The organism is Salmonella sp. SAL04214, from assembly GCF_046550615.1.
In the GTDB taxonomy this organism is placed as follows: domain Bacteria; phylum Pseudomonadota; class Gammaproteobacteria; order Enterobacterales; family Enterobacteriaceae; genus Salmonella; species Salmonella enterica.
The window spans coordinates 150668-165964 of the sequence record NZ_JBGDXT010000002.1; the positions used below are offsets into that span (position 1 = coordinate 150668).

Annotated in this window: 14 protein-coding genes and 1 pseudogene; 9 read left to right on the top strand and 6 right to left on the bottom strand. The window is 50.3% G+C overall.

The features are described from left to right. The first annotated feature begins 86 nt into the window (after positions 1-86). The 6 genes from ACLJQD_RS03910 to hypT all read left to right on the top strand — a co-directional run bounded on the left by ACLJQD_RS03910 (position 87) and on the right by hypT (position 6975). Complete coding sequence (locus ACLJQD_RS03910) at positions 87-1358, top strand: DUF445 domain-containing protein (RefSeq protein WP_001033033.1); 1272 nt, start codon at positions 87-89, stop codon at positions 1356-1358. 219 nt (positions 1359-1577) lie between these two features. Next, positions 1578-2762 (top strand): MFS transporter, encoded by a 1185-nt coding sequence (locus ACLJQD_RS03915; RefSeq protein ID WP_017441744.1) that lies wholly within the window; start codon positions 1578-1580, stop codon positions 2760-2762. Between the two features lie 871 nt (positions 2763-3633). Beyond that, on the top strand, positions 3634-4305 hold the full coding sequence (locus ACLJQD_RS03920; protein WP_000068752.1) for a nucleoside recognition domain-containing protein: 672 nt from the start codon (positions 3634-3636) through the stop codon (positions 4303-4305). Next, positions 4302-4763 carry a YjiG family protein gene (locus ACLJQD_RS03925; RefSeq protein WP_000211979.1) on the top strand — a complete coding sequence of 154 codons (462 nt, stop codon included), beginning with the start codon at positions 4302-4304 and terminating at the stop codon, positions 4761-4763. The genes ACLJQD_RS03920 and ACLJQD_RS03925 overlap by 4 nt, the downstream gene beginning before the upstream one ends. A gap of 12 nt (positions 4764-4775) precedes the next feature. Continuing rightward, positions 4776-5948 carry a beta-aspartyl-peptidase gene (gene iadA, locus ACLJQD_RS03930; RefSeq protein ID WP_001113057.1) on the top strand — a complete coding sequence of 391 codons (1173 nt, stop codon included), beginning with the start codon at positions 4776-4778 and terminating at the stop codon, positions 5946-5948. 118 nt (positions 5949-6066) lie between these two features. Next, a complete protein-coding gene (hypT, locus tag ACLJQD_RS03935) occupies positions 6067-6975 on the top strand; it encodes a hypochlorite stress DNA-binding transcriptional regulator HypT (protein ID WP_000383509.1) in 909 nt (302 codons plus the stop codon). A 5-nt stretch (positions 6976-6980) separates the two neighbouring features. Here hypT and ACLJQD_RS03940 read toward each other — a convergent pair whose 3' ends face one another. Beyond that, positions 6981-7715, bottom strand: a complete 735-nt coding sequence (locus tag ACLJQD_RS03940) for an aspartate/glutamate racemase family protein (protein ID WP_000683247.1) — start codon at positions 7713-7715, stop codon at positions 6981-6983. Positions 7716-7953: 238 nt separating this feature from the next. Beyond that, the gene (locus ACLJQD_RS03945; protein ID WP_000907671.1) at positions 7954-8484 is read right to left on the bottom strand and encodes an Hcp family type VI secretion system effector; all 531 of its coding nucleotides are present in this window, start codon (positions 8482-8484) and stop codon (positions 7954-7956) included. Positions 8485-9201: 717 nt separating this feature from the next. On the opposite strand from ACLJQD_RS03945, the gene trpS reads away from it, so the two are divergent. After that, positions 9202-10215, top strand: coding sequence for a tryptophan--tRNA ligase (gene trpS, locus ACLJQD_RS03950; protein ID WP_001094611.1), 1014 nt, complete (start codon positions 9202-9204; stop codon positions 10213-10215). On the opposite strand, the gene uxuR is transcribed toward trpS, so the two are convergent. Beyond that, positions 10216-10989, bottom strand: coding sequence for a Uxu operon transcriptional regulator (uxuR, locus tag ACLJQD_RS03955; protein ID WP_017441743.1), 774 nt, complete (start codon positions 10987-10989; stop codon positions 10216-10218). It abuts the gene before it with no gap. A gap of 349 nt (positions 10990-11338) precedes the next feature. On the opposite strand from uxuR, the gene ACLJQD_RS03960 reads away from it, so the two are divergent. Next, on the top strand, positions 11339-12013 hold the full coding sequence (locus tag ACLJQD_RS03960) for a dienelactone hydrolase family protein (RefSeq protein WP_017441742.1): 675 nt from the start codon (positions 11339-11341) through the stop codon (positions 12011-12013). Here the strand turns inward: ACLJQD_RS03960 and ACLJQD_RS03965 are convergent. From ACLJQD_RS03965 to ACLJQD_RS03975, 3 genes are all read right to left on the bottom strand, one after another. Then, complete coding sequence (locus ACLJQD_RS03965; protein WP_001654330.1) at positions 12010-12471, bottom strand: DUF302 domain-containing protein; 462 nt, start codon at positions 12469-12471, stop codon at positions 12010-12012. The two genes, ACLJQD_RS03960 and ACLJQD_RS03965, sit on opposite strands and share 4 nt — an antisense overlap. 205 nt (positions 12472-12676) lie before the next feature. Continuing rightward, a complete protein-coding gene (locus ACLJQD_RS03970) occupies positions 12677-13591 on the bottom strand; it encodes an STM4504/CBY_0614 family protein (RefSeq protein WP_017441741.1) in 915 nt (304 codons plus the stop codon). Positions 13592-13942: 351 nt separating this feature from the next. Further along, entirely contained in the window at positions 13943-14551 is a 609-nt protein-coding gene (locus tag ACLJQD_RS03975) for a DUF1062 domain-containing protein (RefSeq protein ID WP_000864866.1), read from the bottom strand. Between the two features lie 488 nt (positions 14552-15039). Between ACLJQD_RS03975 and ACLJQD_RS03980 the strand changes: the two are divergent. Further along, positions 15040-15233 (top strand): annotated as a pseudogene (locus ACLJQD_RS03980) (YjhX family toxin); the annotation flags it as partial. Between the last annotated feature and the right edge of the window lie 64 nt (positions 15234-15297).

Below are 15297 nucleotides of genomic sequence, written 5' to 3' on the forward strand. Positions count from 1 at the left end.
ACACTCTGCCGGATAGAGGCTTATCCGGCACAGGATAATCTGATGTTTTTTGCACGTTCCTGCCGTCTGGCTCTATCCTTAACCCTATGAATAAAATCGCCGAACTCAAACGCGCCAAACGCCTGGCGCTCTCACTGTTGCTGATAGCCGCCGCGACGTTTGTGACCACGCTTTTCCTGCCGCCCAGTTTTTGGGTGCTGGGCGTAAAAGCTATTGCCGAAGCGGCGATGGTTGGCGCGCTGGCGGACTGGTTTGCCGTGGTGGCGCTGTTTCGCCGCATTCCCATTCCGTTTATTTCACGACATACGGCGATTATTCCCCGTAACAAAGACCGAATCGGCGAAAATCTTGGGCAATTTGTGCAGGAGAAGTTCCTTGATACGCAGTCGCTGATCGCGCTAATCCGCCGCCATGAACCCGCGCTGCTTATCGGAAACTGGTTCAGCCAGCCGGACAACGCCAGCCGGGTCGGGCAGCATCTGCTGCAAATTATGAGCGGCTTTCTGGAACTGACCGATGACGCCCGTATTCAGCGGCTGCTCAAACGAGCGGTACATAAGGCGATTGATAAAGTGGATCTTTCCGGCACCAGCGCCCTGATGCTGGAAAGCATGACCAAAAACGATCGTCACCAGGTGTTACTCGATACGCTGATCGCCCAGCTTATCGCCCTGTTACAGCGTGACAGCTCCCGAACATTTATCGCCAGACAGATCATACGCTGGCTGGAGACCGAGCATCCGTTAAAAGCGAAGATTCTGCCGACCGAATGGCTGGGAGAACACAGCGCTGAACTGGTCTCCGACGCGGTGAATTCTCTGCTGGATGATATCAGTCACGACCGCGCGCATCAGATTCGTCATGCCTTCGATCGCGCGACGTATAAGCTGATCGATAAGCTTAAACATGATCCAGAAATGGCTGCCCGGGCAGAAAATATTAAAAGTTATCTGAAGGAAGATGAGGCGTTTAACCGCTATCTCGGCGAGATCTGGGCGGATCTGCGCCAGTGGTTAAAAACAGATATCAACGCCGAAGACTCAAAGGTGAAGCAGCGCATCGCTCATGCCGGACAATGGTTTGGCGAGACGCTGATCGCCGACGACGCATTACGCGCCTCGCTTAACGGTCATCTGGAACAGGCCGCGCACCGCGTCGCGCCGGAATTCGCCGCCTTCCTGACGCGCCACATCAGCGATACCGTAAAAGGCTGGGATGCGCGCGATATGTCGCAGCAGATTGAGCTTAATATCGGTAAAGATTTGCAGTTTATCCGCGTGAACGGCACGCTGGTCGGCGGCGCTATCGGTCTGGTGTTATATTTACTGTCGCAAATACCGGCACTGCTCAGTATCTAAGAAGGGGAAGGCGCAATTCTCGTTCAGATTAACTGCCAAACCCCGCACGTGGGAGGCATTAATTTAATGTCATTTCCCACCGATGCCCCTCTTCTCAATCCGTTATTCGCCTGCGCCTCACTTTCTTTTCTTGCAAATTTGAAACATTAATTTTACTTTTCATTATCATTTACAACAACAATCCGGCATTCCTGCCTTACTTTAGCAAAGAGAAAAACCATGGTTCATGCTCAGAGCGCTTCACCTCGCCATCCCATTTTTACGGCGCTTTTCGGTATGATGGTATTGACGCTGGGGATGGGAGTTGGCCGCTTTCTGTATACGCCCATGCTGCCGGTAATGCTGGCGGAAAAGCAGCTAACGTTTAATCAGCTCTCCTGGATTGCCAGCGCCAATTATGCAGGGTACCTGGCGGGAAGCTTACTGTTTTCCTTTGGCCTTTTTCATCTCCCCTCTCGTCTACGCCCCATGCTGCTGGCTTCGGCGGTCGCCACCGGTATTCTTATTCTGTCTATGGCGATATTTACTCAGCCCGCGGTCGTCATGTTGGTGCGCTTCCTGGCAGGCGTCGCGAGTGCGGGAATGATGATTTTTGGATCAATGATTGTGTTGCATCATACCCGCCATCCGTTTGTGATCGCCGCGCTCTTTTCCGGCGTCGGGGCCGGGATTGCACTGGGCAACGAATATGTCATTGGCGGTTTACATTATGCGCTTTCGGCCCATTCGCTATGGCTGGGGGCCGGAGCGCTCGCCGGTATATTGCTATTAATCGTGGCAATGTTGATTCCCCCCCGCGCTCATGCGCTGCCGCCTGCGCCCTTAGCAAGAATCGAAAATCAGCCTATGCCCTGGTGGCAACTGGCGCTGTTGTACGGTTTCGCCGGATTCGGCTACATCATTGTCGCCACCTATTTGCCGCTGATGGCGAAAAGCGCGGGCTCTCCGCTACTCACGGCGCACCTTTGGTCGTTGGTCGGCCTGGCGATCATTCCCGGCTGCTTCGGCTGGCTGTGGGCGGCAAAACATTGGGGCGTCCTGCCATGTCTGACCGCGAACCTGTTGATCCAGAGCGCCTGCGTGCTGCTGTCTCTCGCCAGCGACTCATTGTTGCTGTTAATACTGAGCAGTATTGGTTTTGGCGCCACGTTTATGGGCACAACCTCGCTGGTGATGCCGCTAGCCCGACAACTCAGCGCGCCGGGCAATATTAATTTGTTAGGCCTGGTGACGCTAACGTATGGTATTGGGCAAATTCTCGGTCCGCTCGCCGCCAGTCTGTCAGGCAATGGCGCGTCGGCAATTATCAACGCCACGCTTTGCGGCGCCGCGGCGCTCTTTTTTGCCGCGCTGATCAGCGCCGCGCAGCAGATAAAACAAAAACGGTTTGTGGTACGTGAATAAGCGGTAGAGTAAACCCACGCTATCCGCACCGGGTTGTATCTTTAACGCTGTTCGCGGCGCAATGCGGATCTGTTTTTAATAGCACATTCTCAATACGTTATTTCAGGGTAAAGATGCCACTAAAAACTATACTTATTCTATGGTTTTTAGTGCTATCAATCTGCCTGTTATTTTATATACCCTTCATACTTCAAGTGGATAATGTGTTGGCTACGGATTACCCGGCCCATCCATGGGCCTCGCCCTGACGGGCCGTTGCTCACCCCAGTTACATAGTTATCTATGCTCCTGGGGACTCACTCCCTTGCCGCCTTTAAGCAACTCGAATTATTTTGGCTATATATTCCATTATGATGATTATCGTTCCCTCTCAAATCATCACAATTATAAATAAATCACATTATGAAATTAATTCGATTATTCGTTTTTTATTACCTGCTCGCAGGATTCTTAGGGCGCAAGCTGCCCCATCAGCGGCTACTGACCTGACCGTGACAATTCCTCTTAAGGCGTGAAAAATTACAGTAAAAAAGTAAAATTTAGGTTAAAAAATCCTATTTTTTAACAACGATAATTAAGTGGCGTGAAATTGACTAACGTCAAATTTATTTCCCCTTTTTCCTGCTCCCGGCTCCGGCCTGCGCCAACACCTGTTTCTTTGCTTTTTTACCTCGCGTTATACCGTCCACGGTTCCCCGCGCCTCCGGCAGTAGCGAAGATGGTGATTTTTCGCGCTGCTATGCAAGAAACGCATAGCACGATACATACTTGCATTTTGTCCTTACCCTTATGGCTGATAAGGTCTTTCTGTTTCGGGCTTTTTGGCCTGTGGCTACAACCAACACATCATCAAAAAAATTCGGGGATCGCTATGGCGCAACAAGTGGACGGGGCGGCCATGCCGCTTGATACAGAAAAGGTCGGGATAAAGGGATACCTGGCGTTTTTTCTCACCATTATTTTCTTTTCCGGCGTATTTTCCGGAAGCGAAGGCTGGTGGCGCGTTTTTGATTTTACCGTACTCAACGGGTCATTCGGTCATGTGACCGGTACGCAGACCTTTCGCGGCGCGGGCGGAACGGGCGCGAAAGATGGCTTCCTTTTTGCGCTGGAGCTGGCGCCGTCGGTTATCCTTTCTCTGGGTATCATCGCGATTACGGATGGACTGGGCGGTCTGCGGGCGGCGCAGCAACTGATGACGCCCATCCTGAAACCGTTGCTTGGCATTCCCGGTATTTGCTCACTGGCGCTGATCGCCAACCTGCAAAATACCGACGCCGCGGCGGGTATGACCAAAGAACTGGCGCAGGAAGGCGAAATCACTGAACGCGATAAAGTGATTTTTGCCGCCTGGCAGACCAGCGGCAGCGCTATTATCACCAACTATTTCTCCTCCGGCGTTGCGGTATTCGCCTTTCTGGGAACGTCAGTCATCATTCCGCTGGTGGTCATTCTGCTATTCAAATTTATCGGCGCAAACCTTTTGCGCGTCTGGATTAACATCGAAGAACGCCGTCACCCTGCGCAAGGAGCCCAATCATGACGACTCAGGTACGTAAGAATGTCATGGATATGTTTATCGATGGCGCACGCCGCGGTTTTACCATCGCCACGACCAACCTGTTACCCAATGTGGTCATGGCATTTGTCATTATTCAGGCGCTGAAAATTACCGGTCTGCTCGACTGGGTAGGCCATATCTGCCAGCCCGTGATGGCGTTGTGGGGGCTTCCCGGCGAAGCGGCTACGGTGCTTCTGGCTTCGCTGATGAGTATGGGCGGCGCCGTTGGCGTGGCGGCCAGTCTGGCTACCGCCGGCGCGCTAAGCGGCCACGATGTTACCGTACTACTGCCAGCCATTTACCTGATGGGAAACCCGGTACAGAATGTCGGCCGCTGTCTCGGTACTGCCGAAGTCAACGCCAAATATTACCCGCATATTATCGCAGTCTGCGCCATCAATGCGCTGCTGTCGATCTGGGTCATGCAGCTTATTGTTTAATAAGGAGTTATCATGCCTGATTTATCCGCCGCGGAGTTTACCTTGTTACAGGGTGCGCACCTGTTTGCGCCAGAAGACCGGGGCATCTGCGATGTTCTACTCGCGAATGGCAAAATTATTGCCGTCGGCGCTGACATCCCCGGCGATATCGTACCGGACTGTGCGGTGATTAATCTTAGCGGCCGTATGCTGTGCCCGGGCTTTATCGACCAACACGTTCATCTGATCGGCGGCGGCGGCGAAGCGGGGCCGACGACGCGGACGCCGGAAGTCTCTCTGAGCCGCCTGACGGAAGCCGGGATAACAACGGTCGTCGGCCTGCTTGGCACCGACTCCGTCAGCCGTCATCCCGCGTCGCTGTTAGCCAAAACGCGAGCGCTAAATGAGGAGGGGATCACCGCCTGGATGCTCACGGGCGCTTATCACGTTCCGTCGCCGACCATTACTGGCTCGGTAGAAAAAGACGTCGCGCTGATCGATCGCGTCATTGGCGTGAAATGCGCAGTCTCCGACCACCGTTCCGCCGCGCCCAGCGGGAATCAACTCGCCAGCATGGCCGCCGAATCACGCGTTGGCGGCCTGCTGGGCGGCAAACCCGGTGTCAGCGTTTTTCATATGGGCAGCAGCAAAAAAGGGTTACAGCCGCTGTATGACATCCTGGAAAACAGCGACGTGCCGATCGGTAAACTGCTGCCTACCCACGTCAACCGTAGCGAATCGCTTTTCGAGCAGGCGCTGGCGTTTGCGCTTAAAGGCGGCGTAATCGACATTACCACCAGTATCCCGGATCCCGTCGCGCCGGCGGAGGGCATTGCCAGAGCGGTAAAAGCCGGCGTCCCGCTTTCCCGGGTGACGCTCAGTTCAGACGGCAACGGCAGCCAGCCGCTATTTGACGCTGCCGGAAATCTGACGGGTATCGGCGTCGCGGGCTTCGAAAGTTTGCTGGAGACGTTGCAGACGCTGGTTAACCACTACGGATTCAGCCTGACCGATGCTCTGCGCCCGCTGACGACCAGCGTAGCCGCCTTCCTCAGTCTGGACGGCAAAGGCGAAATCCGTCCCGGTAACGATGCGGATCTGCTCGTCTTTAGCGCAGATTTACGCATTGAGCAGGTGTATGCGCGCGGCAAACGCATGGTCAATGAGGGGAAAGCCTGCGTAAAAGGTACCTTTGAACCGGCGTAATTCCCGCTAGTTTCAGGCTGCCCCATCACGGCATTCTGAAAGAGGACGGGATAAGCGGTTGTCAGCCGCCCGAATGGACGTAGAATGCCCCTTCGGGCGGCTGACAGGATAACGGTAAATGGATGTAACTGGAGCAGGTTTGCACAATATTGAGACAAAATGGCTATATGATTTTCTGACGCTGGAAAAGTGCCGCAATTTCTCTCAGGCCGCCATTATCCGCAACGTATCGCAACCCGCTTTTAGCCGGCGGATTCGCGCCCTGGAACATGCCGTGGGCGTTGAACTGTTTAACCGCCAGGTCTCGCCGCTACAGCTTTCCGAACAGGGTAAAATCTTTCACTCTCAGGTTCGCCACCTGTTACAGCAGCTGGAAAGCAATCTGACCGAACTGCGCGGCGGCAGCGATTATACGCTGCGTAAAATCAAGATTGCCGCCGCCCACTCGCTCTCCCTCGGCCTGTTGCCGACCATCGTTAAGCAGATGCCGACGCAGTTTACCTACGCCGTTGAGGCGATAGATGTCGACCAGGCGGTGGATATGTTACGTGAGGGGCAAAGCGATTTTATCTTTTCTTATCACGATGAAAATCTGCAACAAGCGCCGTTTGATAACATCCGCCTGTTTGAGTCGAGACTGTTTCCGGTTTGCGCCAACAATGGCCGGGGCGAGCCGCGCTATACGCTTGAGCAGCCGCACTTTCCCCTGCTTAATTACAGTCAGAACTCCTATATGGGCCGGCTGATAAATCGTACCCTGACTCGCCATGCTGAACTGAGTTTCAGTACATTTTTCGTCTCTTCGATGAGTGAATTGTTAAAACAGGTTGCGATGGACGGCTGCGGAATCGCCTGGTTGCCCGAGTATGCTATCCGTCAGGAGATTACCGACGGACGCCTGATAGTGCTTGATGCCGACGAACTGGTTATTCCGATTCAGGCTTATGCTTATCGCATGAATACCCGCATGAGTCAGGTAGCCGAAACATTTTGGCGCGACCTGCGTGGGCTTCAGGCCGCGCTGTAAACACCTCAGGCGGTAAGGCGTTGTTCCCCGGTCAAAGAGGCGCGAGTGTCTGGCCAGGACTCATACCAACGAATCGCCGCGCGCACCAGCGACGCTGTGGAATCAATCATCGGGCACGCTATCGCGCGTTCATGTCCGGCCACAATAAGCGGAATTTCGGTACACCCCATAATAATTGCCTGAGCGCCACGGGCAATAAGGCTATCGATTTGCGGCAGCAGCAGCGCTTGCGCCGCAGTTTTATCGCCACGTTTAAGCGTATAAATAGCCTGCATTACCAACGCCTGCCCCGCGTCTTCTGGCTGAATTAACGTCAGCCCCCGCGCCAGCGCTTTCTTTTGATATAACCCGGTCGCCAGCGTCGCATTGGTCGCCAGCAGACCAACGTGCCGCGCCGATGGCGGAATATCCCCCAGGGTGGCGTCCAGGATGCTGATCATTCGCGCTTTCGCGACGTTCTGTAAATCATCAAACCAATAATGCGCAGTGTTGCATGGGATAACGATACACTCCGCCCCGGCGTCTTCCAGCATATGCAGATAACGCTCCAGATAACGGTATGGCGAAGGCCCGCCGGATAACAGACATGCTGTACGATCGGGAATATCAGGGATAGAGCTGACAATGAGCGGGATGTGTTGTTGATCACAACTGGCATGTCGCAATTCAACAAATTTTTCCAACATATCCGCCGTTGCCGCAGGTCCCATCCCCCCCAGTATCCCAATGGTGTGTTTCATCGCTTTTCCCGCTTATTTACGTCAAGGTCAGAAACACACTATCAACTTGATGTGTATATAAAAAATGCCGTTTTATTAGCGGCTATGCGTAAAAATCATAACGGGTGTAAGGGCCATGCGTTATCGCCTTTTCAGGCAATCGATTGGTTACATGAGCGCTCATCAGCCTTCGCAAGCCGCTAAATGCCATTTCGCTATACAGCATCGCCCACTGCGAGTCCGCAAGCTTGTTTTGTTCTCATCGCCACAGCGCCTGTCGGTGAAGGGGCCGCCGTGTTTTGCTTTTCGACGCTAATGCGGGAATATCCCAGCGAATATGGCTATAAACCAAATCCACGGTCTCCGTGGCGCTGCCTTCGGCGTCGCCATGATTGCTCATGCGTGAAATTCGCACATTGGTGAGCGTATAAATAATAAATGGCAGCATTGCGCCCTTATCACGACGGCATAATGTCAGCACGCCTTCTTTCACCGTTTTCCCGTTACAATAGTGCTCATAGAGGCCAGGCGTAGCAAGATCGACTGGCTTTGTCAGCGTCAACCCTCCAATATATGTCCCTCTCGCTTCGCCGGACTCCCGTTTTGTCGGGTTGTGGTTGTAAGCAATAAGTTTTATTTGGTTTTCAAAACCTTTGATCCGGCTTTCGCCTTCAATACCGTCCAGTTTTAAATAGATGGCGTCCATCCCCCCTCCGTGATTATCATGCGGCAAAGCAGGCTGACAAGGACGGAACGCCAACAATGAAAGAACGTTCCATTTTCCAGCCATTTCGTTGGTGTCTCTGTATACCAGATTAAATACCGACAATCTGCTATAACTGGATTCTTGCTAAATACCTTCTGCCATCAACAATCCATTTTACAATAGCGCTACTGACCTGAAATCTATTACGCCAGGCATTCAAGCATCGTTTCCTGAATAACCATAGCCGCTATAAGAACCATATCAAAAAAGAAATATCAATATCATTTCTTATTTTTATCCGAGAAATTACTTAATTCCACAGAATCGGAATATAGACAATTCTTATTCCTTTTCACATCAATGGGTTTTTTAGACTTTTGTCATATCGAAAACAACCATTCCAATAGAACATATTTACTATGTGAATATATTTAATGTTTTTATCGCGCGCAGTGTTATCACAGTAATAAATGATTTGCATCAAAAATGCGCCTTTCAGCGCCACGTATTTTTGGGCAGCAAATTATAAAATCGCGTTTCAAAGTCAGTAACATGTTCTCTGTTCAGGCGATATGACTTTATGCCCGGACGACACGCCAGCCGCTTTACCCTTACGTTTAGTCGTGATACGTTAGATCACATGAACACGAAACGATCCAACGCTACGCAACGTCATCTCCGCTGGTGGCTGCCTTCCTGAAGGCGGCACGGATCACTATCCCTTTTTAAGTAGCCGCCGAAAGGCGGCTACTGCGTTTCGGGACGTCTTTCGGCTTTACAGTAAGCATAAAGGAGTCCTTAATGAACACCCTTCCCATCATTCTGACTGGCGATCGCCCCACCGGCTCGTTGCACCTCGGCCATTATGTCGGTTCACTGCGCCAGCGCGTCGCGCTACAGCAGGATCACCAACAGTATGTCCTGATTGCCGACCTGCAGGGACTCACCGATAACGGCAGTAATCCGCAAAAAATCCGCGATAATATTCCGCAGGTGTTAGCTGACTATTTGGCCGTCGGCATCGATCCCGCGCTAACGACGATCTGCCTGCAATCCGCGTTACCCGCCCTCGCCGAATTAACGGTGCTGTATATGAATATTGTTACCGTCGCCCGAGTGGAGCGTAATCCTACGGTAAAAAATGAGATTGCCCAAAAAGGCTTTACCCGTTCCCTGCCGGTCGGGTTCATGGCGTATCCCATTAGCCAGGCGGCAGATATCACCGCCTTTAAGGCCGAAATGGTACCGGTTGGCGACGACCAATTGCCCATGATTGAGCAAACGAATGAGATCGTTCATAAGATGAATAGTCTTTTCTCCTCGCCGGTATTGCGACCCTGTCAGGCGCTCCTGAGCGATACGGGCCGTCTGCCAGGCATTGACGGCAGCGCCAAGATGTCGAAATCGCTCGGCAATACCCTGCTTCTTTCCGCCAGCGAAGAGACCATCCACCGTGCGGTCAGCGCGATGTACACCGATCCCAATCATTTAAAAATTAGCGATCCGGGAAAAATAGAAGGTAACGTCGTCTTTACGTGGCTGGATGCGTTTCATCCGGATAAAGCCAAAGTCGCGGCGATGAAAGCACATTATCAACAAGGCGGATTAGGCGACCGTGTCTGTAAAAATGAGCTGGAGACCTGCCTGCAAGAACTGATCGCGCCAATACGCGAACGGCGGGCAACCTTTATTGCGGATAAGGGAATGCTAATGGAATTGCTGAAAAAAGGTAGCGAGCGGGCCCATGAGGTCACTCAAAAGACGTTACAGGAAGTAAAACGTGGACTGGGCCTGCCCACGCTATTCCAGGTATAATCAGGCATCAACGTTGTCCAGCGGCCATGACTCAAACAGATAGCCATCAAAGTAGATGTCATCAACATTGGAAAACTCCAGCAGACGCTGCTTCACGTTTTCCAGGTGCTGCCACATCGCCAGCTTCGCTGCGCGGGCGTCTTTCTTAATTAACGCCGCGAGGATCTGCTTATGATCGACCAGCCACTCCTTACGGTAAAGCGTATCGCCCAGATGGCTATGAAGCTGGAGCCACATCGGATTATTTTCACGCCATTGCCAGGACTGACGGAAGAGCTCTACCAACATACTGTTATGGGTCGCTTCGGCAATGGCCAGATGAAACTGCATATCGCCGCTTTCTGAGCCGCCCGGCGCGCTGGAGGCGAGCTCTCGCTCTTCCAGTTGTAACGCCTGGCGCATTTTAATGATGTCCTCGCGGGTGGCCTGCAGAGCGGCAAATTCAGCGATATTGCTTTCCAGCAACTGACGCGCCTGCAACAGTTCAAACGGCCCGGCGTCATTACAGTGATTGACGTCAGCGCCTTCCATCTCGTTATTAACCGCGCTGTCGAGCACGTAGATCCCGGCGCCGCGGCGGACTTCAACCAGACCTTTAATTTCCAGCATGATCAGCGCTTCACGCACGACGGTACGCGTCACATTGAGCCTCTCAGCGATCTCTCTTTCCGGCGGCAAGCGCTCCCCGGGGCGGTACGGCGTCTGAACAATCAGATCCCGTATCATTGCGCCCACTTCCTGGTAAGGTCTTTGCTGAGAAGTGTTTGATTTCATATTGGTTGTGCCCGTCCGATGCGATTTCCCGGTATCAGACTATAGCATTTGTAAAGAGGGATAGCACGCGTAGCACACCAAAAACGCGAAACTGGTCAACCAACAAAACAATAATGCGCCCCGTTTCGTTAGTGAAGCCAGATAAAAGGAAAGGCAGTAGACAATACACAACTGATGTTCCATCTTTAGCCCTGATGCCTGAATATGAACAGCATATTGGTTTACCAATATAAAATTTATCAACCAAAAATCAGGCCATAAAATGTGTCTGTACATTGACAGGAACAACGCCTCTGACATAGCGTGATCGGCGAAAATCCAGCCGCTCTCTTTGTATCAAGAACGCGTTATGATAAAAGACACCGTGTTTTTCGCCCCAGGCGTATCCGGGGGAAGCAACGCCTCCAGTTTGTCGAGCCGCCATCGCCGGGCAGCGATTATTCTGCATGAAATTTATGGTATTAACGCTCATATCCAACGCGCAGGCCATGAATGGATGACGCGCGGATTCGACATCTATATTCCCGCGCTGTTTCCTCACCATACCCCCTTTCGCTATGAACAGCAGGAGGAGGCTTACCGTCACTTTTCAGCAAATGTCGGCTTTGATCCCGCCGTCGTTACCACGTTACTCCACGAGCTCAGAACGCAGTACGAGACGTTAATCGTCGTAGGGTATAGCGTCGGCGCAACGCTCGCATGGCTAAGTGCAGCCAGTGGGTTATGCGATGGCATCATTTGCTATTACGGTTCCCGTATACGCCAGTACCTTCATCTTGCGCCTCTCTGTCCGACACTGGTTATTATCGCGCGTTATGAGCCGGCATTTGATCCCCGCGCCATGCGACAGGCGCTGGAAAAGCGACCCCGGGTGCAGTGTAAAATGTACGATGCGCGGCACGGGTTCTGTGATGCTGATAGCGCCACCTTTGATGCCGCCTTATCTCATCAGGTAATGGACGATGTGAGCGCATTTATTCGCGACATCACCTGTGCAAACACATCGCCCGATTTTCAGCTTTAGTGGAGACTTTTTTCAACGAGCTGTTCCAGTTTTTTCAAAGCCTGTATGTCTGCGGCATCAAGACCATAACGTTGCAGCGTTTCAGCGGGATGATAACTGACTAACGTTCGCCCATCGGCTTGCTGGCTAATGAGCACCCGAAACGGTAAATCCAGCGCCAGTTCGGGATGCGCCAGCATGAGAGGCGTTCCGCCTTTAGGATTGCCAAAGACCAGAACCGTTGTCGGCGGCATTTTCAGGTTAACATTCTGTGCCGCTCTGGCATGATCAAATTCCCCAAATAACACCAGACCGTGATCGGCGACAGCGTGCATCAACCGCGCTCGGGTCTGCAAATAGTCATAAGCGCTGTAGGTTTTAACCATGGTTATCGCTCCATCCTCCGTTGCAAAGCCAGGCCTTATTAAGATTAACATCAGGGTTACTGCCAATAAAAAAGGCTTTAAAATAGTACTCATTCTTCTCTCTCCCTGACCTAATACCCATGAGTAAATACGACACAGATGATATGCAGTTTAAAAATCAGTCATCGTACTGTACCCCTTATTATTGCACTGAACAGCTCATCACTAAAAAAAACAGACGGCAGAACAAAAAATTCCGACGTCTGAACAAATTTAAATAACGATGATGCAGTCTGACTGAACGACAGCGCGATCGTTATTATGGCGCGACACTATCTTCTTCTTCAGCCCGCTGGGTAAGAAAAAATATACTCCGCTCAGTAAGATAATAAATACTACAGGCCAACTCTTCAGAGATACGGAGCATCATTGCGTAGTGATGATGCGATTTTTCTGGCGCCATCGGCAGAAATATTTCTGACTCCAGCACGTTACTTAAAAAATGAAATTTATGTGCATATTCAGCAGATATAACGCCTCTCGCCATCAGATTAGTCATTAAGGTATTTAAACTATCTTGTTCATGATATACGATACCTTTTCTCTCATGAATTCTGAGAAGAACGCTTCTGAAGGCTGCATGACATTCCCTTACGACACAGGCAAAATCATTAAGTATCAGGCGATTATACGCTTCCATAAGATCATATTCGACAAAGCCATACCCTCCAGGAGAGTACAAATAATAACATATGTTTTTAAGCCGTTTTATTCTGCGCAGCCTTACAATTCTACCATTTTCATAGCGATATTTTAAACTATGCTCATGAAATATATTATTTAATTCACTAATCGCCTTATCCGGTTCTAACCCAAGCGTAACTTCATAGGTTCGAAGGTAGGTATCTATATAGTTAAAAGCAAGCTCAATGGTATCAATATGCTTTCTTTTATCATCTGTTTTTAATAACAGATTACTCATTTCATCCAGATATGACGTTGAATGCGCATATAAGGTGAATAAGCCATACTCTTTGCGCAACGTTTTACATATTCTTCGATAAACTTCGTCAGAATGACTATTATGATAGCAGTATAATGTCATATCATAAAAAGAGGAGCAATTTCCTAGCGTATTGATAATCAATAAGATTATTTGCTCGCGTATTTCTAACGGAATATCTTCATATAACAGATCGCTATGCCTTAGTGAGTATGGTCTAAAGGTGTGCATTCCTCCTCCTGTAACCGCAACAGAAAAAAATACGCTATGAATAGCGCCACATTACTCTAATTCAGTGGTTCAGGTATTAATATCAGCTCAACAGTGAGCCATTTTTTCTTATTTTTTAATGGTGTTGAGTGAATATTTATTTACTCTACAGATAATTGTAATCCATCGCCCTTTGTCATTCTGCTGATCATCACTGGTGCGAAAATCTGGATTATCCATGGCATTCAGCCTTCACTGAATGCCACAGACAAGGGTTATTCAACTAAAGCTCACCTGTCCCTTAGTCCTTCTTTCATTCCGTTGCGTCGTTGCCATACCAGCACACTTAAACGTAAGGTGAGCTTATTGTTTTTATCGACGGGTCAGAACAATCCTTCGCCGGTCATACAGTGTTTCAACTGAGAGCTGCAAATCATATTTTGCATTCTTCAGTTTTCGCGATTTAAGCATTTTCACCGTGACGCCACTTATTTGCCCTGTTTCAATCCGTCTCTTGATTTCGGCTGCGCTTAACAGGAGTTGCTTCTTCAAAATCGACAGCAGGCTGACCTGAAAAGAACGGGAAATCCTGACGCTAACACTGACCTGCTTGTGGGAGGCGATACTGACCAGCCACCGTTCCTGAATGTGAAAATCAGGCTGCCCCGATAATTCAGCATTGTTTCGCTTCAGGATCGCGTTGTCATAAGCAAAATATTGCACCGTGGCAGCATCATTCGCCATCAGTCGGCCATAAAGATCGCGGTTAATTTTGCTGACTGGCAGACGCGAGAACAGGGAGATATTCCAGGTGTAATCGCAGTGTGTGCATTTATAGATACTCCAGACATCGAGTACCTTCTTTTGCGAATTAACCCGAAATGCCCCAGAAGGCGTGAAGTCCCGTTTTACGCTGCATGAAGGGCAACGTTTCGCTATGCGCTGATACCCCACAGGAGTGACAGTCCATATGACTTTCATAACGTACCTTTTTTAACCCATACAAAACCGGATCCGAACTCAGCGGACCATAAATGTTTATGTATGAAAAATATTTAAGTGATATTTTTCAGTGGGTTAAAAAAAAGATTTCCAACGCAACAACCCTGTCAATGGCTAAAAAGATACGTCGAGACTATCAAAGCGGCCATTATCGGGTATATGAGTTTAATCAATATTCATTATGGTAATTGTGTGATCTATCCAACTGACTTACTAAACGCATGATCCTCCCTTTGAGATCACACTTTTCACTCCCGGTTATTCACTTACAGAAATCAGGTGTTATCATTCACGACGTAAATACCTTTCAACTCAACCCGAGGCTTTGATGCTGGAGAATGTCATCATCTGATAATCAGTTCCCCGACCTTTTCAGGCCGGACTGATTATCAATGTGCCGAAATCGAATGCGGACACCGCAGTGTGTTTGCACGTTTTGCCTATGATGATTAAACAGGTTCTTCAGTATGAATTTATCCCGTCAGGAACAACGTACCTTACACGTTCTCGCCAAAGGCGGACGCATTACGCACATCCGCGATGCGTCAGGCCGCGTCACCGCCGTTGAGTGCTATAGCCGCGAAGGGCTGTTGCTCGCCGATTGCACGCTCGCTGTATTCAAAAAACTCAAAACAAAAAGCTGATCAAATCCGTTAACGGTCAGCCCTACCGCATTAATACAACCGGACTGAACAACGTTCGCGCCCAGCCTGACAATCGCTAAG